This is a genomic window from Pseudomonas sp. B21-051 (assembly GCF_024748795.1).
Lineage (GTDB): Bacteria > Pseudomonadota > Gammaproteobacteria > Pseudomonadales > Pseudomonadaceae > Aquipseudomonas > Aquipseudomonas putida_A.
This window is the reverse complement of the sequence record NZ_CP087166.1, coordinates 4,216,969-4,237,117: the sequence shown is the minus strand read 5'-3', so window position 1 is coordinate 4,237,117 and position 20,149 is coordinate 4,216,969. Positions and strand designations below refer to the sequence as shown.

The 20,149-nt window shown below is 57.7% G+C and carries 17 protein-coding genes; all 17 read left to right on the top strand.

Features of this window, described 5'->3' with window-relative positions; genetic code table 11:
- The first annotated feature begins 77 nt into the window (after window positions 1–77).
- The 17 genes from mtnA (at window position 78) to LOY52_RS18840 (ending at window position 20,104) form a co-directional block, all read left to right on the top strand.
- Window positions 78–1,154 (top strand): S-methyl-5-thioribose-1-phosphate isomerase, encoded by a 1,077-nt coding sequence (mtnA, locus tag LOY52_RS18920; RefSeq protein WP_096794920.1) that lies wholly within the window; start codon window positions 78–80, stop codon window positions 1,152–1,154.
- A gap of 425 nt (window positions 1,155–1,579) precedes the next feature.
- Window positions 1,580–4,234, top strand: coding sequence for a DNA gyrase subunit A (gene gyrA / locus LOY52_RS18915; protein ID WP_098964976.1), 2,655 nt, complete (start codon window positions 1,580–1,582; stop codon window positions 4,232–4,234).
- A gap of 231 nt (window positions 4,235–4,465) precedes the next feature.
- A complete protein-coding gene (serC, locus tag LOY52_RS18910) occupies window positions 4,466–5,551 on the top strand; it encodes a 3-phosphoserine/phosphohydroxythreonine transaminase (RefSeq protein WP_204895184.1) in 1,086 nt (361 codons plus the stop codon).
- Complete coding sequence (pheA, locus tag LOY52_RS18905; protein WP_086794155.1) at window positions 5,551–6,645, top strand: prephenate dehydratase; 1,095 nt, start codon at window positions 5,551–5,553, stop codon at window positions 6,643–6,645. Before serC ends, pheA begins: the two co-directional genes overlap by 1 nt.
- Window positions 6,646–6,658: 13 nt before the next feature.
- Window positions 6,659–7,771, top strand: coding sequence for a histidinol-phosphate transaminase (gene hisC, locus LOY52_RS18900; RefSeq protein ID WP_258675590.1), 1,113 nt, complete (start codon window positions 6,659–6,661; stop codon window positions 7,769–7,771).
- Between the two features lie 28 nt (window positions 7,772–7,799).
- Window positions 7,800–10,007 (top strand): bifunctional prephenate dehydrogenase/3-phosphoshikimate 1-carboxyvinyltransferase, encoded by a 2,208-nt coding sequence (locus LOY52_RS18895; RefSeq protein WP_258679912.1) that lies wholly within the window; start codon window positions 7,800–7,802, stop codon window positions 10,005–10,007.
- A complete protein-coding gene (gene cmk, locus LOY52_RS18890) occupies window positions 10,004–10,693 on the top strand; it encodes a (d)CMP kinase (protein ID WP_250606030.1) in 690 nt (229 codons plus the stop codon). Before LOY52_RS18895 ends, cmk begins: the two co-directional genes overlap by 4 nt.
- A 119-nt stretch (window positions 10,694–10,812) precedes the next feature.
- Window positions 10,813–12,498 carry a 30S ribosomal protein S1 gene (rpsA, locus tag LOY52_RS18885; protein WP_007963626.1) on the top strand — a complete coding sequence of 562 codons (1,686 nt, stop codon included), beginning with the start codon at window positions 10,813–10,815 and terminating at the stop codon, window positions 12,496–12,498.
- Window positions 12,499–12,714: 216 nt separating this feature from the next.
- Entirely contained in the window at window positions 12,715–12,993 is a 279-nt protein-coding gene (locus LOY52_RS18880) for a hypothetical protein (RefSeq protein ID WP_258675589.1), read from the top strand.
- 153 nt (window positions 12,994–13,146) lie between these two features.
- Window positions 13,147–13,443 (top strand): integration host factor subunit beta, encoded by a 297-nt coding sequence (gene ihfB, locus LOY52_RS18875; RefSeq protein ID WP_003189779.1) that lies wholly within the window; start codon window positions 13,147–13,149, stop codon window positions 13,441–13,443.
- 30 nt (window positions 13,444–13,473) lie between these two features.
- On the top strand, window positions 13,474–13,713 hold the full coding sequence (locus LOY52_RS18870; protein WP_096794924.1) for a LapA family protein: 240 nt from the start codon (window positions 13,474–13,476) through the stop codon (window positions 13,711–13,713).
- Between the two features lie 222 nt (window positions 13,714–13,935).
- A complete protein-coding gene (rfbB, locus tag LOY52_RS18865) occupies window positions 13,936–15,012 on the top strand; it encodes a dTDP-glucose 4,6-dehydratase (protein WP_258675588.1) in 1,077 nt (358 codons plus the stop codon).
- On the top strand, window positions 15,009–15,902 hold the full coding sequence (gene rfbD / locus LOY52_RS18860) for a dTDP-4-dehydrorhamnose reductase (RefSeq protein WP_258675587.1): 894 nt from the start codon (window positions 15,009–15,011) through the stop codon (window positions 15,900–15,902). Before rfbB ends, rfbD begins: the two co-directional genes overlap by 4 nt.
- The gene (gene rfbA, locus LOY52_RS18855; protein ID WP_258675586.1) at window positions 15,899–16,789 is read left to right on the top strand and encodes a glucose-1-phosphate thymidylyltransferase RfbA; all 891 of its coding nucleotides are present in this window, start codon (window positions 15,899–15,901) and stop codon (window positions 16,787–16,789) included. The genes rfbD and rfbA overlap by 4 nt, the downstream gene beginning before the upstream one ends.
- 56 nt (window positions 16,790–16,845) lie before the next feature.
- The gene (locus LOY52_RS18850) at window positions 16,846–17,766 is read left to right on the top strand and encodes a glycosyltransferase (protein WP_258675585.1); all 921 of its coding nucleotides are present in this window, start codon (window positions 16,846–16,848) and stop codon (window positions 17,764–17,766) included.
- Window positions 17,766–18,728 carry an SDR family oxidoreductase gene (locus LOY52_RS18845; RefSeq protein WP_258675584.1) on the top strand — a complete coding sequence of 321 codons (963 nt, stop codon included), beginning with the start codon at window positions 17,766–17,768 and terminating at the stop codon, window positions 18,726–18,728. Before LOY52_RS18850 ends, LOY52_RS18845 begins: the two co-directional genes overlap by 1 nt.
- A gap of 464 nt (window positions 18,729–19,192) precedes the next feature.
- Complete coding sequence (locus LOY52_RS18840) at window positions 19,193–20,104, top strand: glycosyltransferase family 2 protein (protein ID WP_258675583.1); 912 nt, start codon at window positions 19,193–19,195, stop codon at window positions 20,102–20,104.
- The last annotated feature ends 45 nt before the right edge of the window (window positions 20,105–20,149 follow it).

Below are 20,149 nucleotides of genomic sequence, written 5' to 3'. Positions count from 1 at the left end.
TGGCGAAGTATACCCGAGCGTCTTCGCGGGGGGATCGCTATAATCGGCGGCTTTTGTTCATGAGTGCGGGGTGAGGGATGCGCGATCGACTGTTGGCTGCGGAGAAAGTAAAGGCCATCGATTGGCGAGATGGCGCGCTCCACCTGCTGGATCAGCGTATTTTGCCGTTCGAGGAAACCTGGATTGCCTACACCAGCGCGGCCGGCGTGGCTGAGGCGATTCGTTCGATGGTGGTGCGTGGCGCACCGGCCATCGGCATCAGCGCGGCCTATGGCATTGTGCTGGCGGCCCGCGCCCGCGTGGCTGAAGGCGGCGACTGGTACGCGGCGCTGGAAGAGGATTTCGCCCTGCTGGCGGATTCCCGCCCGACGGCGGTCAACCTGTTCTGGGCGTTGAATCGCATGCACGATCGGCTCGATCGTCTGAAGGACAATGCCGATCCGCTGGTGGCGCTGGAAGCCGAAGCCATTGCCATTCATGAAAGCGATCGCGAAGCCAACCTGACCATGGCCCAGCTCGGCGTCGATCTGATCCGCAAACATCAGGGCAATGCCCAGGCGATCCTGACCCACTGCAACACTGGTGCTCTGGCCACCGGCGGTTTCGGTACCGCGCTGGGGGTGATTCGTGCGGCGTATCTGGAAGGCATGGTCGAGCGGGTGTATGCCGATGAAACCCGGCCATGGCTGCAGGGTTCACGCCTGACCGCGTGGGAGCTGGCGAACGAAGGCATTCCGGTGACGCTTAATGCCGATTCGGCCGCTGCACACATCATGAAGACCAAAGGCGTGACCTGGGTGATCGTCGGCGCTGACCGCATCACCGCCAATGGCGACGTGGCGAACAAGATCGGCACCTATCAACTGGCGGTCAACGCCATGCACCACGGCGTGCGTTTCATGGTGGTGGCGCCGAGTTCGACCATCGACATGCATCTGGCCAGTGGCGACGACATCCCGATCGAGGAGCGTGACGGTGCCGAGTTGCTGGAGGTGGGTGGCAAGCGCGTGGGGGCCGACGTCGAGGCGTTCAACCCGGTGTTCGACGTGACGCCGGCGGATCTGATCGACGCGATCGTCACTGAAAAAGGCATCGTCGAGAGGCCGGATACGGCGAAAATGGCCCAGTTGATGTGTCGCAAGCGCCTGCATTGATTGGCTTGATGGCTGCGTCGACCTCTTCGCGAGCAGGCTCGCTCCCACAGATTTTGTGATCACCACAGAACAATGTGGGAGCGAGCCTGCTCGCGAAGGGATACTGAAAGTCAATAAACATCGCAAAACCTGACCTCAAAACTGCATTCAAAGAAGCTCTGAGCCTCTCTCGTCCCCTTTACGCCTGTCACCGGTCAACTAACTATGCTCCATGCGCATCTGGGGGATAGGTGCGTGGCGGCTCTTGTGATAACATCCGGCGTTTTCCGAGGCAGCTTCACGGAGCTGTCTTTACTGCGCAAATCCACGGTTCGATTTGTTGATTTGTCGTAAGTCGGCGCATGGCACTCAGCCTGCCCCGACGAGCTTCGTTCATCCCATATGGACATGACGAAGTTTCACCAGAAAAAGGAATCAGGCTTCTCATGGGCGAACTGGCCAAAGAAATCCTCCCGGTCAATATCGAAGACGAGCTGAAACAGTCCTACCTCGACTACGCGATGAGCGTAATCGTCGGCCGTGCACTGCCGGATGCGCGCGATGGCCTCAAGCCCGTGCACCGTCGCGTACTGTTCGCGATGAGCGAGCTGGGCAACGACTTCAACAAGCCGTACAAGAAATCTGCCCGTGTTGTCGGTGACGTGATCGGTAAGTATCACCCGCACGGTGATACCGCGGTGTACGACACCATCGTCCGCATGGCTCAGCCTTTCTCCCTGCGCTACCTGCTGGTTGACGGTCAGGGCAACTTCGGTTCGGTCGACGGCGACAACGCCGCGGCCATGCGATACACCGAAGTGCGCATGACCAAGCTGGCGCACGAGCTGCTGGCCGACCTGCACAAGGAAACCGTGGACTGGGTGCCGAACTACGACGGCACCGAAATGATCCCGGCGGTGATGCCGACGCGCATCCCCAACCTGCTGGTCAACGGTTCCAGCGGTATCGCCGTGGGCATGGCGACCAACATTCCGCCGCACAACCTCGGTGAAGTCATCGACGGTTGCCTGGCCCTCATCGACAACCCCGAGCTGACCGTCGATGAGCTGATGCAATACATCCCCGGTCCGGACTTCCCGACGGCTGCGATCATCAACGGTCGTGCCGGCATCATCGAAGCCTACCGCACCGGTCGCGGCCGCATTTACATGCGTGCGCGCTCGATCATCGAGGACATCGACAAGGTCGGTGGTCGTCAGCAGATCGTTATCACCGAACTCCCGTATCAGCTGAACAAGGCGCGTCTGATCGAGAAGATCGCCGAGCTGGTCAAAGAGAAGAAGCTTGAAGGCATCACCGAGCTGCGCGACGAGTCCGACAAGGACGGTATGCGCGTCGTGATCGAACTGCGTCGCGGCGAAGTGCCTGAGGTGATCCTCAACAACCTCTACGCCCAGACTCAACTGCAATCGGTATTCGGCATCAACATCGTCGCGCTGATCGATGGCCGTCCACGCATCCTCAACCTCAAGGATCTGCTGGAAGCCTTCGTCCGTCACCGTCGCGAAGTGGTCACCCGTCGTACCGTGTTCGAGCTGCGCAAGGCTCGCGAGCGTGGTCACATCCTCGAAGGTCAGGCCGTTGCCCTGTCGAACATCGACCCGGTGATCGCCCTGATCAAGGCGTCGCCGACTCCGTCGGAAGCCAAGGAAGCGCTGGTCAGCACGCCTTGGGAATCCTCGGCAGTGGTGGCGATGGTGGAACGTGCCGGCGCCGATTCGTGCCGTCCGGAAAACCTCGATCCGCAATACGGTCTGCGCGAAGGCAAATACTTCCTGTCGCCAGAACAGGCGCAAGCCATTCTGGAACTGCGTCTGCACCGTCTGACCGGTCTGGAACACGAGAAGCTGCTGGCCGAGTATCAAGAGATCCTCAACCAGATCGGCGAGCTGATCCGCATCCTCAACAGCGCCGTGCGCCTGATGGAAGTGATCCGCGAAGAACTGGAAGTGATCCGCGCCGAATACGGCGACGTGCGCCGCACCGAGATTCTCGATGCGCGCCTCGACCTGACCCTGGGCGACATGATCCCGGAAGAAGAGCGCGTCGTGACTATTTCCCACGGTGGCTACGCCAAGACCCAGCCTCTGGCTGCGTACCAGGCTCAGCGTCGTGGCGGTAAAGGCAAATCGGCGACCGGCGTCAAGGATGAGGACTACATCGCTCACCTGCTGGTGGCCAACAGTCACACCACGCTGCTGCTGTTCTCCAGCAAGGGCAAGGTGTACTGGCTGAAGACTTACGAAATTCCGGAAGCGTCCCGCGCCGCCCGTGGGCGTCCGCTGGTCAACCTGCTGCCGCTGGATGACGGTGAATACATCACCACCATGCTGCCGGTCGAGGAATACACCGAAGGTCACTACATCTTCATGGCGACCGCCAACGGCACCGTCAAGAAGACCCCGCTGGAATCCTTCAGCCGTCAGCGCAGCGTCGGTCTGATCGCGCTGGAGCTGGACGAAGGCGACGTGCTGATCTCCGCAGCCATCACCGATGGCGAGCGTGAAGTGATGCTGTTCTCCGATGGCGGCAAAGTGACGCGCTTCAAAGAATCCGACGTGCGTGCCATGGGGCGTACCGCCCGTGGTGTACGCGGCATGCGTCTGCCGGAAGGGCAGAAGCTGATTTCGATGCTGATCCCGGAAGAAGGCAGCCAGATCCTCACCGCTTCCGAGCGTGGTTATGGCAAGCGCACCGCGATCACCGAGTTCCCTGAGTACAAGCGTGGCGGTCAGGGCGTGATCGCCATGGTCAGCAACGAGCGTAACGGCCGTCTGGTCGGTGCGGTTCAGGTGCTCGACGGCGAAGAAATCATGCTGATCTCCGATCAGGGCACTCTGGTGCGTACCCGTGTCGACGAAGTGTCGAGCCTGGGTCGTAACACGCAGGGCGTGACCCTGATCAAACTGGCCAAGGATGAAACCCTGGTCGGTCTGGAGCGGGTTCAGGAGCCGTCGGAAGTCGAAGGCGAAGAGCTTGAAGGTGAAGAGGGTGCCGGGTTCGAGGGGGATGTCGTGATCGACGACGTTGCCGAGGATCAGCAACTCGACGCCGCAGCTGACGAAGAGCCGCAGGAATAAGCGGACAAGCGAGGGGGCGGATGAAAATTCGCCCCCTTGTTATTTGTCCGGAATGAAATTTCGACATCATGGAGATCCCCTATGGGAGCGAGCCTGCTCGCGAATGCAGGCGCTGCGGTACCTCTGACCCACCGCGGTGATGCATTCGCGAGCAGGCTCGCTCCCACAGGGCTGTGTTGATCGGTAGTGTGATTTATTGCGTGATACCACCAAATCAGAGCGAGATTGGATGTGAGCAAGCGAGCCTATAACTTCTGTGCCGGTCCTGCGGCGCTTCCTGAAGCTGTCCTGCAACGTGCCCAGGGTGAACTCCTTGATTGGCACGGCAAGGGTCTGTCGGTCATGGAAATGAGCCATCGCAGTGATGAGTTCGTGTCCATTGCCACCCAGGCCGAGCAGGACCTGCGTGACCTGCTGAATATCCCGTCGAACTATAAAGTGCTGTTTCTGCAAGGTGGCGCCAGCCAGCAGTTTGCGCAGATTCCGCTGAACCTGTTGCCTGAAGGTGGCAGCGCCGACTATATCGACACCGGTATCTGGTCGCAGAAAGCCATCGAAGAAGCCTCGCGCTACGGCCACGTCAATGTTGCTGCCACCGCCAAGCCTTACGACTATTTCGCCATTCCGGGCCAGAACGAGTGGAGCCTGTCGAAAGACGCCGCTTACGTTCACTACGCGCCGAACGAAACCATCGGTGGTCTGGAATTCCAGTGGATCCCGGAAACCGGTGATGTGCCGCTGGTCGCCGACATGTCTTCGGACATCCTCTCGCGTCCGGTCGACATCTCGCGTTTCGGTATGATCTACGCCGGCGCGCAGAAGAATATCGGCCCGAGCGGCATCGTCGTCAACATCATCCGCGAAGACCTGCTGGGCAAGGCGCGTGCGCTGTGCCCGACCATGCTCGACTACAAGGTCGCGGCCGATAACGGCTCGATGTACAACACGCCGCCGACCCTGGCCTGGTACTTGTCCGGTCTGGTGTTCCAGTGGTTGAAAGAGCAGGGCGGCGTTGAAGCGATCGCCAAACTCAATGACGTCAAGCAGCGCACGCTGTACGACTTCATCGACGCCAGCGGTCTCTACAGCAACCCGATCAACAAGTCGGACCGCTCGTGGATGAACGTGCCATTCCGTCTGGCTGACGATCGCCTGGACAAGCCGTTCCTCGCCGGTGCCGATGCGCGTGGCTTGCTCAACCTCAAGGGCCACCGCTCCGTGGGCGGCATGCGCGCCTCCATCTACAACGCCGTCGACATCAACGCCGTCAACGCGCTGGTGGCGTACATGGCTGAATTCGAGAAGGAACACGGCTGATGTCCGAGCAAGAACTCAAGGCACTGCGCGTTCGCATCGACGCTCTGGACAGCAAGGTTCTCGAGCTGATCAGCGAACGCGCCCGCTGCGCCCAGGAAGTTGCGCGAGTAAAGATGGCCTCGCTGGCCGAAGGCGAAGTGCCGGTGTTCTATCGTCCCGAGCGTGAGGCTCAGGTGCTCAAGCGAGTGATGGAGCGCAATCAGGGGCCGCTGGGCAATGAAGAGATGGCGCGGTTGTTCCGCGAAATCATGTCCTCGTGCCTGGCGCTCGAGCAGCCATTGAAAGTGGCTTACCTCGGCCCTGAAGGCACCTTCACCCAGGCGGCGGCCATGAAGCACTTCGGCCACGCGGTGATCAGCAAGCCGATGGCGGCAATCGACGAAGTGTTCCGTGAAGTCGCGGCGGGTGCGGTGAATTTTGGCGTGGTGCCGGTGGAAAACTCCACCGAAGGCGCGGTCAACCACACCCTCGACAGCTTCCTCGAACACGACATGGTGATCTGCGGCGAAGTCGAGTTGCGCATTCACCACCACTTGTTGGTCGGCGAAAACACCAAGACCGACAGCATCAGTCGCATCTACTCCCACGCGCAGTCGCTGGCCCAGTGCCGCAAGTGGCTGGACGCGCATTACCCGAATGTCGAGCGCGTAGCGGTGGCGAGCAATGCCGAAGCGGCCAAGCGGGTCAAGGGTGAGTGGAATTCGGCGGCGATTGCCGGCGACATGGCTGCAGGCTTGTATGGCTTGACCCGTCTGGCCGAGAAGATTGAAGACCGTCCGGACAATTCGACGCGCTTCCTGATGATCGGTAACCAGGAAGTGCCGCCGACTGGCGACGACAAGACTTCGATCATCGTCTCGATGAGCAACAAGCCTGGTGCGCTCCACGAGCTGCTGGTGCCGTTCCATGACAACGGGATCGACCTGACCCGGATCGAAACCCGTCCTTCGCGCAGCGGCAAATGGACCTACGTGTTCTTCATCGACTTTGTCGGCCATCACCGTGATCCGCTGATCAAAGGTGTGCTGGAAAAGATCAGTCAGGAAGCAGTAGCACTCAAAGTGCTGGGTTCCTACCCGAAAGCAGTTCTTTAAGGGGCGGTAGCAAATGAGTGGCAACTTCCTCGCTCTGGCACAGCCGGGCGTGCAACAACTTTCGCCGTACGTTCCGGGTAAGCCTGTGGACGAACTGGCGCGCGAGCTGGATCTGGATCCGGCGAAAATCGTCAAACTGGCAAGCAACGAAAATCCGCTGGGCGCCAGTCCGAAAGCCTTGGCGGCGATCCGCGAAGAACTGGCCGAGCTGACCCGTTATCCGGACGGTAACGGCTTCGCGCTGAAATCGCTGTTGGCCGAGCAGTGCCGCGTCGAGCTGAACCAGGTGACTCTGGGCAACGGCTCCAACGACATTCTTGAGCTGGTGGCGCGCGCCTATCTGGCGCCGGGCCTGAACGCCGTGTTCAGTGAGCACGCGTTCGCTGTTTACCCGATCGCCACCCAGGCTGTCGGTGCGCAGGCCAAAGTGGTTCCGGCCAAAGACTGGGGGCACGACTTGCCTGCGATGCTCGCAGCCATCGACGCCAACACCCGCGTGGTGTTCATAGCCAATCCGAACAACCCGACCGGCACCTGGTTCGGCGCCGAAGCGCTGGACGAGTTCCTGCAAGACGTGCCGGAGCACGTGCTGGTGGTGCTGGACGAGGCGTACATCGAATACGCCGAAGGCAGTGATCTGCCGGACGGTCTGGACTTCCTCGCGGCGTACCCGAATCTGCTGGTATCGCGCACGTTCTCCAAGGCCTATGGCCTTGCAGCGCTGCGCGTCGGTTATGGCCTGTCCACTGCGGTGGTGGCGGACGTGCTGAACCGTGTGCGCCAGCCATTCAACGTCAACAGCCTGGCCCTGGCCGCGGCCTGTGCGGCGCTGAAAGACGAAGAGTATCTGGCGCAAAGCCGTCAGCTCAACGAATCCGGCATGCAACAGTTGCAGGCGGCGTTCCGTGAGTTGGGTCTGAGCTGGATCGAGTCCAAGGGTAATTTTATCTGCGTCGATCTCGGTCAGGTAGCTGCGCCGATTTTCCAGGGCTTGCTGCGCGAAGGCGTGATCGTGCGTCCGGTGGCCAATTACGGCATGCCGAACCACCTGCGGGTGACTATCGGTCTGCCGGCGGAAAACAGCCGCTTCCTCGAAGCGCTGCGCAAGGTTCTCGCTCGTGGGTGATGTCACTGCTCTGCAATTTGCTGCACCTATGATCGGTCGCCTTGTAGTGGTCGGTCTGGGCTTGATCGGTGGTTCGTTTGCCAAAGGCTTGCGTGAAAGCGGTCTCTGCCGCGAAGTGGTCGGGGTTGATCTCGACCCGCAATCGCGCAAGCTGGCGGTCGAGTTGGGTGTGGTGGATCGTTGTGAAGCTGATCTGATCGCTGCGTGTCAGGGCGCCGACGTGATTCAGCTGGCGGTGCCGATTCTGGCCATGGAGAAAGTCCTGGCCCGTCTGGCGAGCGTTGATCTGGGTCAGGCGATTCTGACCGATGTCGGCAGCGCCAAGGGTAACGTGGTGCGTGCGGCGACCGAAGCGTTCGGCGGTATGCCGGCGCGTTTCGTGCCGGGCCATCCGATTGCCGGTTCCGAGCAGAGCGGGGTGGAAGCTTCCAACGCCGAGCTGTTCCGTCGGCACAAGGTGATCCTGACGCCGCTCGAGCAGACCGATCCGGCCGCACTGGCGGTGGTCGATCGCTTGTGGCGCGAACTGGGTGCCGACGTCGAGCACATGCAGGTCGAGCGCCACGACGAAGTATTGGCCGCGACCAGTCATCTGCCGCACCTGCTGGCCTTCGGTCTGGTCGACTCGTTGGCCAAACGCAATGAAAACCTTGAGATCTTCCGTTACGCTGCGGGCGGTTTCCGCGATTTCACAAGAATCGCCGGAAGCGACCCGGTGATGTGGCACGACATCTTCCTTGCCAACCGCGAGGCTGTCCTGCGCACACTCGATACATTTCGCAGCGACCTCGACGCCTTGCGCGACGCGGTCGATGCAGGGGATGGGCACCAATTGTTGGGCGTCTTCACGCGCGCCCGGGTTGCCCGCGAGCATTTCAGTAAAATCCTGGCCCGCAGGGCCTATGTGGACGCTATGAATTCCAACGATCTGATTTTCCTGGCTCAACCTGGTGGCCGCCTGTCCGGTCGGATTCGCGTACCAGGTGACAAATCGATTTCCCACCGTTCGATCATGCTCGGCTCGCTGGCCGAAGGCGTGACCGAGGTTGAAGGTTTCCTCGAGGGCGAAGATGCCCTGGCGACCTTGCAGGCTTTTCGCGACATGGGCGTGGTCATCGAAGGCCCGCACCACGGTCGTGTGACCATTCACGGCGTCGGCCTGCACGGCCTGAAGCCTGCGCCGGGTCCGATCTATCTGGGCAACTCCGGCACTTCGATGCGTCTGTTGTCCGGCCTGCTGGCGGCGCAGAACTTCGACAGCACCCTGACGGGCGATGCGTCGTTGTCCAAGCGTCCGATGAATCGCGTGGCCAATCCGCTGCGTGAAATGGGCGCCGTGATCGAAACCGCCGCCGAAGGTCGTCCACCGATGACCATTCGTGGCGGGCACAAGCTCAAGGGTCTGACCTACACCATGCCGATGGCCAGTGCTCAGGTGAAGTCCTGCCTGCTGCTGGCGGGTCTGTACGCGGAAGGCAAGACCACCGTGACCGAGCCGGCGCCGACCCGTGACCACACCGAACGCATGCTGCGTGGTTTCGGCTACCCGGTGAGCGTCGATGGCGCCACCGCGTCGGTCGAGTCCGGCGGCAAGCTGACGGCGACCCACATTGAAGTGCCGGGCGACATCTCGTCGTCGGCGTTCTTCCTGGTGGCGGCGTCAATCGCCGAAGGTTCCGAGCTGGTGCTGGAGCACGTTGGCATCAACCCGACCCGTACCGGCGTCATCGACATTCTGCGTCTGATGGGCGCGGACATCACTCTGGAAAACCAGCGTGAAGTTGGCGGGGAGCCAGTGGCTGACCTGCGTGTGCGCGCTGCTAAACTCAAGGGTATCGAGATTCCGGAAGCGTTGGTGCCGCTGGCCATCGACGAATTCCCGGTGCTGTTCGTGGCGGCGGCGTGTGCCGAAGGCCGTACCGTGCTGACCGGTGCCGAAGAGCTGCGCGTCAAGGAGTCGGATCGCATTCAGGTGATGGCGGATGGTTTGCTGGCACTGGGCGTCAAATGCCAGCCGACCCCGGACGGCATCATCATTGATGGCGGCCAGATCGGTGGCGGGGAAGTGCATGGTCATGGTGATCACCGTATCGCCATGGCCTTCAGCGTCGCTTCGCTGCGCGCCACTGCACCGATCCGCATCCATGATTGCGCCAACGTCGCGACGTCGTTCCCGAACTTCCTCGCATTGTGCGCGCAGGTCGGCATTCGTGTGGCTCAAGAGGCTCAGTCGTGAAAAACATTGCACCGGTCATCACCATCGATGGGCCAAGCGGTTCGGGCAAGGGCACGGTCGCCGGGATTCTGGCCAAGCGTCTGGGCTGGAATCTGCTGGATTCCGGTGCGCTGTATCGCCTGCTGGCGTTCGCTGCGCGCAACCATGGTGTCGACCTGACCAATGAAGAGCTGCTGAAGAAACTGGCCGCTCATCTGGATGTGCAGTTCATCGCGGCGACCGACGGTCAGCTGCAGCGCATCATTCTGGAAGGCGATGAAGTCAGCGATGTCATCCGTACTGAAAGCGTCGGTTCCGGTGCTTCTCAGGTGGCCGCATTGCCGGCGGTACGCGAGGCGCTGCTGCAGCGCCAGCGTGCTTTCCAGGAAGCGCCGGGCCTGGTGGCCGACGGTCGCGACATGGGAACGGTGGTTTTTCCGGATGCGCCGCTGAAGATTTTCCTCACTGCCAGTGCCGAGGAACGGGCGCGCCGCCGATATTTGCAGTTGAAGGGCAAAGTCGAGGGTGTTAGTCTGTCGAGTCTGCTAGATGAGATCCGTGCACGCGACGAGCGTGATACCCAGCGCGCAGTAGCCCCGCTCAAGCCGGCGGCTGATGCGATCCAGCTGGATTCCACGGAGTTGTCCATCGATCAGGTGCTTGAACGCATCATGAGCGAGATCGCCATTCGCGATATCGCCGGGTGACCAAGAAGGCCGCAGGGGACCAGTCATAGTCCTGCAGCGCTTCTTTTAAATGAAACTAACCCACACCGTCTGGGGTGTGGAGATGGGCGTATTCTTCGCCCTCATCTACAGGAATTAAAATGAGCGAAAGCTTTGCGGAACTCTTTGAAGAAAGCCTAAAGACCCTGAACCTTCAGGCAGGCTCCATCATCACCGGTGTTATCGTTGATATCGATTACCAGGCTCGCTGGGTAACCGTTCACGCTGGTCTGAAGTCTGAAGCACTCATCCCGCTGGAACAGTTCTACAACGATGCTGGTGACCTGACTATCAATGTCGGTGACGAAGTTCACGTAGCTCTGGATTCGGTTGAAGACGGTTTCGGTGAAACCAAGCTGTCCCGTGAAAAAGCCAAGCGCGCTGAATGCTGGATCGTTCTGGAAGCAGCCTTCGCAGCTGAGGAAGTGGTCAAGGGCGTTATCAACGGTAAGGTTAAAGGCGGCTTCACTGTCGACGTTAACGGCATCCGTGCGTTCCTGCCAGGTTCCCTGGTTGACGTCCGTCCAGTGCGCGACACCACGCACCTGGAAGGCAAAGAGCTGGAATTCAAGGTCATCAAGCTGGACCAGAAGCGCAACAACGTTGTCGTTTCCCGTCGCAGCGTCCTGGAAGCCGAGAACTCCGCCGAGCGTGAAGCTCTGCTGGAATCCCTGCAGGAAGGCCAGCAAGTCAAAGGTATCGTCAAAAACCTCACCGATTACGGCGCATTCGTCGATCTGGGTGGCGTGGACGGCCTGCTGCACATCACCGACATGGCCTGGAAGCGCATCAAGCATCCTTCCGAGATCGTCAACGTTGGTGACGAAATCGACGTCAAGGTTCTGAAATACGATCGCGAACGCAACCGTGTTTCCTTGGGCCTGAAGCAACTGGGCGAAGATCCATGGGTTGCTATCAAAGCCCGTTACCCAGAAAGCACTCGCGTTACCGCTCGTGTAACCAACCTGACCGACTACGGCTGCTTCGCTGAGCTGGAAGAAGGCGTTGAAGGTCTGGTACACGTTTCGGAAATGGACTGGACCAACAAGAACATCCATCCTTCGAAAGTCGTACAAGTCGGCGACGAAGTGGAAGTCATGGTTCTGGACATCGACGAAGAGCGTCGTCGTATCTCCCTGGGCATCAAGCAGTGCAAGTCGAACCCATGGGAAGACTTCTCTGGCCAGTTCAACAAGGGCGACAAGATCTCCGGCACCATCAAGTCGATCACCGATTTCGGTATCTTCATTGGTCTGGACGGCGGTATCGACGGTCTGGTTCACCTGTCCGACATCTCCTGGAACGAAGTGGGCGAAGAAGCCGTACGTCGTTTCAAGAAGGGCGACGAGCTGGACACCGTCATCCTGTCGGTTGACCCAGAACGCGAGCGCATCTCCCTGGGCATCAAGCAACTGGAAAGCGATCCGTTCTCCGAGTACGTCTCGGTTAACGACAAAGGCGCTATCGTTACTGGCACCGTGAAAGAAGTTGACGCCAAAGGCGCCATCATCGTTCTGGCTGACGACATCGAAGCGACCCTGAAAGCCTCCGAAATCAGCCGTGACCGCGTTGAAGACGCGCGCAACGTTCTGAAAGAAGGCCAGGAAGTTGAAGCCAAGATCATCAGCGTTGATCGCAAGAGCCGCGTAATTCAGCTCTCGATCAAGTCGAAAGACGATGCTGAAGAGAAAGAAGCCATCCAGAGCCTGAAAGCAGCTCCGGAAGGCGAAGCAGCTGACACCACCATGGCGGCACTGCTGCGTCAAGCAATGGCCAAACAGAACTAAGTTCTGCTTGATCATTAAAAAGGGCGACTTCGGTCGCCCTTTTTTGTGCCTGCGATTTGGTGGCGGTGCGCGCCGCGGTTTGCGTGTATCGAGGCTACGGTGAAACCAATCCCTTCAACGGGTTGTCTGTTTCTTTAATCGGATCAATCGCCTATTCGCGACTAAGCTGGGTATTAGTCGTGCAGTAGTCGGGCGTTGCCTGGCATAAGGAAGTGGATGAACAGATTTATTGTGTTGATTGCAGTGGTGGTTTTGGCTGGATGTACCACAAGTGCCAAAACGCATGCCGTGCGCGGCGTCAGCGGTATCGAGATCGACTGCTCTGGTCTGGGGTCGGGGTGGGAGAAGTGCCAAAGGCGCGCGGCGAAGGAGTGTAAGGGTGCGGGTTACAGGGTGATCACCCGGTCCGATGATGCTAAAGACGAAGATGAGTTTCCATTTGGCTTCAATCCCGCAGGCTATGTCACTCGAACCATGTTGGTGATGTGCCGTTGAATGTGTGCTGCCTTGGTTTGGTGTTTTTGTGTACTGAAAACGGGCGTTCCGGCGCCAAGGAAGATATGTCAATCCCTGGGCTGTTCAAAATCTTCCGGGCGTGCTAAAACCTTTCAAGCGCTGATCTAGCTGCGTGAAAAAGAAGGGAAAAATATGACGAAGTCGGAGTTGATCGAACGAATTGTCACCCATCAAGGGCTACTCTCATCCAAGGATGTGGAGCTGGCCATCAAGACCATGCTTGAGCAAATGTCCCAATGCCTTGCCACCGGTGATCGCATCGAAATCCGTGGGTTTGGCAGCTTCTCCCTGCATTATCGCGCGCCGAGGGTCGGTCGCAATCCGAAGACTGGTCAGTCAGTTAGTCTCGACGGCAAATTCGTTCCGCATTTTAAGCCGGGCAAGGAATTGCGTGACCGGGTGAATGAGGAAGAGGAGGAGGGGGTTTGATCTTCGCTATTCAAATTCGAGGGTGTCTGAATGCGTAACCTGAAACGCATACTGCTAGGCATTTTTCTTTTGTTGATGGTTTTGGTTGTTCTGGCGTTTGTGCTGGAGAATCAGCAATCGGTTTCGCTTTTGTTTCTAGGCTTTTCCGGCCCGCAATTGCCAGTGTCGGTTGTTGCCGTGTTGGCATTGCTGATCGGTATGATGATTGGCCCTGTATTGGGCTGGTTTCTGGGGCGTTCGTCCAAGGCAGCGCGCAAACGACTGGTCTGAAAGCGACAGGCGCACGGCATCTGTCGAATTTGCGCCTCGGCCTGTCTTTATCCATTAGTAAAACCATCATTAAGCTGTAAAATGCACCCTTGTTCGATCGTGCCTAAATGCATGTCGATTCAGACTGACTCTGACGGATGCCAACTGATGATGGCTTCTGCATTCATGGATTAGACCGCGCTCGCAGGCAGCGCTGTCCGCAGCTCAAGGGTATCGTTTCGCGTGAAAATTCTAGTTACCGGCGGCGCCGGCTTCATTGGCTCGGCAGTCATCCGTCACATCATCTCCAATACTTCTGATTCTGTCGTCAATGTCGATAAGCTGACTTACGCCGGCAATTTGGAGTCCTTGGCAGAAGTCAGCCAGAACTCGCGTTACGCTTTCGAGCGCGTCGATATCTGCGATCGTGATCAGGTTGACCGTGTCCTGCGCGAGCACCAGCCGGACGCAATCATGCACCTGGCGGCAGAATCCCACGTAGACCGCTCGATCTCCGGCCCGTCAGAGTTCATTCAGACCAACATCATTGGCACCTATACACTGCTGGAAGCTGCGCGCCATTACTGGGCTGCGCTGGATGGTACGCGCAAAGCCAACTTCCGCTTCCACCACATTTCGACTGACGAAGTTTACGGAGACCTCGAAGGTCCGGAAGACCTCTTCACCGAAACTACGCCTTACCAGCCAAGCTCTCCATATTCGGCTAGCAAAGCCAGTTCCGATCACTTGGTTCGTGCCTGGGCCCGCACCTACGGTCTGCCAACACTGGTTACCAATTGCTCGAACAACTACGGCCCATGCCATTTTCCTGAGAAGTTGATCCCGCTGATCATTCTCAACGCACTGGAAGGCAAGCCGCTGCCGGTTTACGGCAAAGGCAATCAGGTTCGTGATTGGCTGTATGTCGAGGATCATGCTCGCGCGCTGTACAAGGTCGTGACTGAAGGTGTGATTGGCGAGACTTACAACATTGGCGGTCACAACGAAAAGCAGAACATTGAGGTGGTCAATACCCTCTGTGCATTGCTGGATGAGCTGCGCCCGGACTCGGCTTATCGTCCGCACGCCAACCTGATCACTTACGTTCAGGACCGTCCAGGCCACGATCAGCGTTATGCCATCGACGCGAGCAAGATTCAGCGGGAGTTGGGCTGGACGCCGGAAGAGACTTTCGAAACCGGTATTCGCAAAACTGTCGAGTGGTACCTCAACAATTTCGAGTGGGTCGCCCACGTGAAAAGTGGAAGCTACCAGCAGTGGATCGACCAGAACTACGCGGATCGTTCGGGCAAGGCATGAAAATCCTTTTGCTGGGCAAGAACGGCCAGGTCGGCTGGGAGCTGCAACGGTCCTTGGCGCCGCTTGGTGAATTGATCGCCCTGGATCGTCACTCTGTGGATGGGTTGTGCGGTGATTTGTCCGATCTGGAAGCATTGCGCGCAACGATTCGGCAGATCAAGCCCGATATCATTGTCAACGCCGCCGCATACACCGCAGTCGACAAGGCTGAGTCCGACGTAGAGCTGGCCTATCGTGTGAATGGTGAGGCAAGCCGGCTCTTGGGCGAAGAGGCCGCACTTTTGGGTGCCTTGCTGGTTCATTACTCTACTGATTATGTATTCAGCGGCGAAGGCCGCCGCCCGTGGCAAGAGACCGATGCAGCCGCTCCGGTCAACCGGTATGGCGCGAGCAAGCTGGCAGGTGAGCAGGCGATCATTGTGTCGGGATGCAAGCACTTGATCTTCCGCACAAGCTGGGTCTACGGCGCCCGAGGCAATAACTTTGCCAAAACCATGATGCGTCTGGCGAAAGATCGCGAAACGCTGAGTGTTATTGCCGATCAGGTTGGTGCGCCGACGGGTGCCGATCTGATTGCCGATGTCACCGCATTGACGATTCGCCAGGTGCTACAACGGCCGGGGCTGTCAGGTTTATATCATTTGGCAGCCGCTGGCGAAGTGTCGTGGCACGGTTACGCAAGTTACGTTATCGATTTTGCTCAGGCCAATGGCGAACAGCTTGCGGTGACCACGATAAGTGCGATCGATACAAACGCTTATCCTACCCCCGCGCGTCGGCCTTTGAATTCACGCTTGAATACCCAGAAGCTGCGCGACAATTTTTCTCTACACTTGCCGGATTGGCAAAGTGGTGTAACCCGAATGCTTAGGGAAGTTCTGAACAAATGACCACGACAAATCGTAAAGGCATTATTCTCGCCGGGGGCTCGGGCACGCGCCTGCACCCGCTGACTCTTGGCGTGTCTAAACAGATGCTGCCGATCTACGACAAGCCGATGATCTTTTATCCGCTGTCGGTGCTGATGCTGGCGGGTATGCGAGAGATTCTGATTATCTCCACCCCTGAAGACTTGCCGTTGTTTCGCAAGCTGCTTGGCGATGGCAGTCTTTACGGGATCAAGCTGACCTATGCCGAGCAACCTAGTCCGGATGGTCTGGCACAGGCCTTCATCATCGGTGAGGAATTTATCGGCAGTGATCCTTGCTGTTTGATTCTTGGCGACAATATTTTTTATGGTCAGCATTTCTCCGACAATTTGCGTTCCGCCAGTTCGCAAGCGAAAGGGGCTACCGTATTCGGCTATCACGTATCCGATCCGGAGCGTTTTGGTGTCGTCGAATTTGACAAAGACGGTCGGGCCTTGAGTATTGAGGAGAAACCCCTCAAGCCCAAGTCGAACTATGCGGTGACCGGTCTCTACTTCTACGACAATGAAGTGGTCGAGATCGCCAAGAACATCAGGCCTTCCGAGCGTGGTGAGTTGGAAATCACGGACGTGAACCGGGCCTACCTGGAGCGCAAGAATCTTAACGTCGAAATGTTGGGCCGTGGCTTTGCCTGGCTCGATACCGGGACTCACGATTCCCTGCTGGAAGCCAGTCATTTCGTACATACCATTGAACAGCGACAGGGCCTTAAAGTCGCCTGCCTGGAAGAGATTGCCTATCACAACGGCTGGATCACTCCCGAGCAACTGGCTGCACAGGCTGAAGCCTTGAAAAAGACGGGTTACGGTCAGTACCTGCAGAAGCTCCTGGACTCGCCCTCTGACTGATTCGAAACAACATTTTTTTCGAACGGTAGCGCTCAATCAGTTCAAGTAGGAACGGCATGCCAGTAAAACATCCCAAGGTTGCGGTTTTGCTGGCGGCCTTCAATGGCATGCAATGGATCGAGGAGCAGTTGGCTTCGATTCTCGGGCAGTCGCTTGTTGACGTCAGATTGTTTATCAGTATTGATCCCTCCAGTGATGGTACGGAAGAATGGTGCTGCGCCTTTGCTGCTCGGCACCCAGCTGTTCTTGTTCTGCCGGCAGCAGGTAAATTTGGCGGTGCATCTCGTAACTTTTTCCGGCTGATTCGCGATGTCGACTTTCAGGGTTTTGATTATGTCGCTTTTGCTGATCAGGACGATGTCTGGCACCCGGACAAGCTCTTGCGTGCAACCCGTTACATCCAGTCAGGCCATATAGACGCGTACTCGAGCAATGTCACCGCATTCTGGCCCAACGGCGATACCCATCTAGTGAACAAGGCGCAGCCGCAGGTCGCTTGGGACTATCTGTTCGAGGCGGCTGGGCCTGGCTGCACTTATGTCATGAGCAACAAGATGGCCGTTGCGCTGAAAACCGACATGCTTGCCCATTGGCAGCGATTGCAAGACGTCAGCCTGCACGACTGGTATTGCTACGCCTTTGCGCGAAGTCATGGCTATCGTTGGCACATCGACCCTGTCCCCTCCATGAATTACCGACAGCATGAGCGTAACCAAGTGGGGGCGAACAAGGGCCTTAGTTCCCTGGTCGTTCGTTACAAGACGATTCATGAAGGCTGGTGGTTCCATCAGGTGCAGCTCATAGCTTGTCTGGTCGGTTTGCAGAATGAGCCGTTTGTAAAGCCATGGCTGGGGCTTCGCCGTCGACATCTAATTGGTTTGTCTTTCAGTGCCTGGAAGTGTCGGCGTCGGGTTCGGGACAAGTTTTTTTTCTTTTTTGTCTGTTGGGCCGCTGCAGTTTTTGGGAGTAAGAACTGATGATAAAGCCCAAAGTGCTTGTGACGGGGGCGAACGGTTTCGTCGGTGAGGCGTTGGTATTTCACCTGCTTCTGGGCAAGAAATTCACGCCGATCGCCGCAGTGCGCGGCGAGACGCGGTTACAGGGACTGTGTCCCGTCGTCCGCTTCGATCTCGTCGAATCCCGCACCTTGCCGTCGCTCGCTGATGTCGAGGTAATCGTGCACGCTGCCGCAAGAGTGCACGTGATGCATGAGACTGTGACGGATGCACTGGCGGAATTTCGCAAGGTCAATGTGGAGGGGACTTTAAGGCTCGCCAGGTTGGCGGCAGAGGCGGGAGTGAAGAGGTTCATTTACCTGAGTTCGATTAAGGTGAATGGCGAGAGTACCGCGCGGGGCGGGAGGTTCATGCCTGACGATATGCCGGCCCCGGCAGATCCTTACGGTGTCTCAAAGCTGGAGGCCGAAATAGCGCTGCAACAGCTAGGTATGCGGTTGGGGATGGAAATCGTCATCATCCGTCCCCCTCTGGTATACGGGCCGGGGGTAAAGGCCAATTTCCATAGCATGATGCGCTGGGTCGCCAAGGGGGTGCCACTGCCATTAGGTGGGCTGTGCAATAATCGGAGCCTGGTCTCTATTGGTAATCTGGTGGATCTGATTGAACGCTGCATTGCTCACCCTGCGGCTGCGGGCAACACTTTTTTAGTCAGCGATGGCGAGGATTTGAGCACCACTCAATTGCTCCGGCGCGTGGCCGCTGCCATGGGTGTGAAATCGCGGCTGGTGGCGGTTCCACCAGCACTGCTGCAGTTGGGGGCGTCTCTTGTGTGCCGTCCTGCGATAGCACAACGGTTGTGCGGCTCGTTGCAGGTCGATATTCAGAAAACCTGCAGGATATTGGAGTGGTCACCTCCAGAGAAGATAGATCAAGCCTTGTGCAGGACAGCGAATGAGTTCTTGCAACATGGCGTGCATTGAGCTCTTGCGTTTCTTGGTCTGGCGGCTTGCAAAAATCGACGAGGTAGAAGTCTTCGGCCGGACAGGGCAGATGAGGTCGACACGTTTGGAAATCGAAACGCAAGAAGGGCAGAATGCTACCCTTTTGCCAATGTGGGGCGCTTTGATACCCTAGCTGACTGGGCAGCGAGGCGTCGTGTTTGTCGCCGATCCGTGGATGTGCAAATCAAATGAATCGTAGGGTGATGTCATCGAGCTATTAACGGCAAGGCTTAATTCGATACAATACCTTTATTGCGTCGCCTTGGCTCATTGATGAGACTTTCGAGAACTTTGTACTCTTGCTGCGCTCGTGTAGTGAATGAATACGGTGCTATTTTTATTTTTATGCGATGGAGTGCTCGGTGGTAATCCCTTTTTCATCTGTTCAGCAAGAGTCGGGTCCCGGATCCTTCGGTTCAGATGCTTCCACTGGAGTCCCGTTGGTGTCAGTACTCCTGTGTACTTACAACGGTGAGCGGTTTTTGAGAGAACAGTTGGAATCAATTGCACGGCAGACGTATTCTGGCTGGGTTGTTGCGGTTTCTGATGACGGCTCTACGGATTCGACTCTGGAGATTCTTCAGGAATACAAAGAGAAGTGGGGAGAGGAAAAAATCAAGATTTTTTCCGGTCCACGACAGGGATTTGCTTTAAATTTCATTTCGCTGGCCTGCCGGGGTGAAATTAATTCAGCGTTTTACGCCTGGGCTGACCAGGATGACATCTGGCGTGATCATAAGCTTGAAACCGCGCTCGATCAGCTTCGGTCCATTCCTCAAGATGTACCCGCTCTTTATTGCGGCAGGACCGAGTTGATCAATGAGGATTGCCAATCCATCGGGCTCTCACCGTTATTCAATCGTCCCGCCACATTCTCCAACGCATTGGTACAAAGTATCGGTGGGGGAAATACGATGGTGTTTAATCATGCAGCCTGCCGCCTTTTGCGAGAAACGGGCAAGGATCTGACTATCGTATCCCACGACTGGTGGGCCTATCTGGCCGTGACCGGGGCAGGTGGGCGTATTCTTTATGACGCCACGCCCACCATCCTTTACCGGCAGCACGATGATAATATAATTGGCTCGAATTCCGGATTTTTCTCACGGATTGATCGGCTGCGCATGATCTTCAAAGGGCGTTTTCGCAGTTGGAATGAGTCGAATATCCGTGCCTTGGACTCGATCGACTACCGATTGAGCGAAGAAAACCGTAGCATATTGAACAGTTTCAAGGAGGCGAGGGCGCACCGGGGCGTGAGGCGGTTTTTGTGTCTGCGGCGCTCGGGAGTCTACCGACAAACTTTTTTGGGCAATATCGGCCTGATCCTCGCGGCAATCTTCGACGGTATTTGAAGAGGCGCCTGCCAGTGCTTCGACGTACCGAAAGGTCAAAAGCCG

Excerpts from the sequence above, each read along its gene's own strand:
- mtnA (WP_096794920.1), top strand. The coding sequence starts at position 78 with ATGCGCGATCGACTGTTGGCTGCGGAGAAAGTAAAGGCCATCGATTGG.
- gyrA (WP_098964976.1), top strand. The coding sequence starts at position 1,580 with ATGGGCGAACTGGCCAAAGAAATCCTCCCGGTCAATATCGAAGACGAG.
- pheA (WP_086794155.1), top strand. The coding sequence starts at position 5,551 with ATGTCCGAGCAAGAACTCAAGGCACTGCGCGTTCGCATCGACGCTCTG.
- hisC (WP_258675590.1), top strand. The coding sequence starts at position 6,659 with ATGAGTGGCAACTTCCTCGCTCTGGCACAGCCGGGCGTGCAACAACTT.
- LOY52_RS18895 (WP_258679912.1), top strand. The coding sequence starts at position 7,800 with ATGATCGGTCGCCTTGTAGTGGTCGGTCTGGGCTTGATCGGTGGTTCG.
- rpsA (WP_007963626.1), top strand. The coding sequence starts at position 10,813 with ATGAGCGAAAGCTTTGCGGAACTCTTTGAAGAAAGCCTAAAGACCCTG.
- LOY52_RS18880 (WP_258675589.1), top strand. The coding sequence starts at position 12,715 with ATGAACAGATTTATTGTGTTGATTGCAGTGGTGGTTTTGGCTGGATGT.
- ihfB (WP_003189779.1), top strand. The coding sequence starts at position 13,147 with ATGACGAAGTCGGAGTTGATCGAACGAATTGTCACCCATCAAGGGCTA.
- LOY52_RS18870 (WP_096794924.1), top strand. The coding sequence starts at position 13,474 with ATGCGTAACCTGAAACGCATACTGCTAGGCATTTTTCTTTTGTTGATG.
- rfbD (WP_258675587.1), top strand. The coding sequence starts at position 15,009 with ATGAAAATCCTTTTGCTGGGCAAGAACGGCCAGGTCGGCTGGGAGCTG.
- rfbA (WP_258675586.1), top strand. The coding sequence starts at position 15,899 with ATGACCACGACAAATCGTAAAGGCATTATTCTCGCCGGGGGCTCGGGC.
- LOY52_RS18850 (WP_258675585.1), top strand. The coding sequence starts at position 16,846 with ATGCCAGTAAAACATCCCAAGGTTGCGGTTTTGCTGGCGGCCTTCAAT.
- LOY52_RS18845 (WP_258675584.1), top strand. The coding sequence starts at position 17,766 with ATGATAAAGCCCAAAGTGCTTGTGACGGGGGCGAACGGTTTCGTCGGT.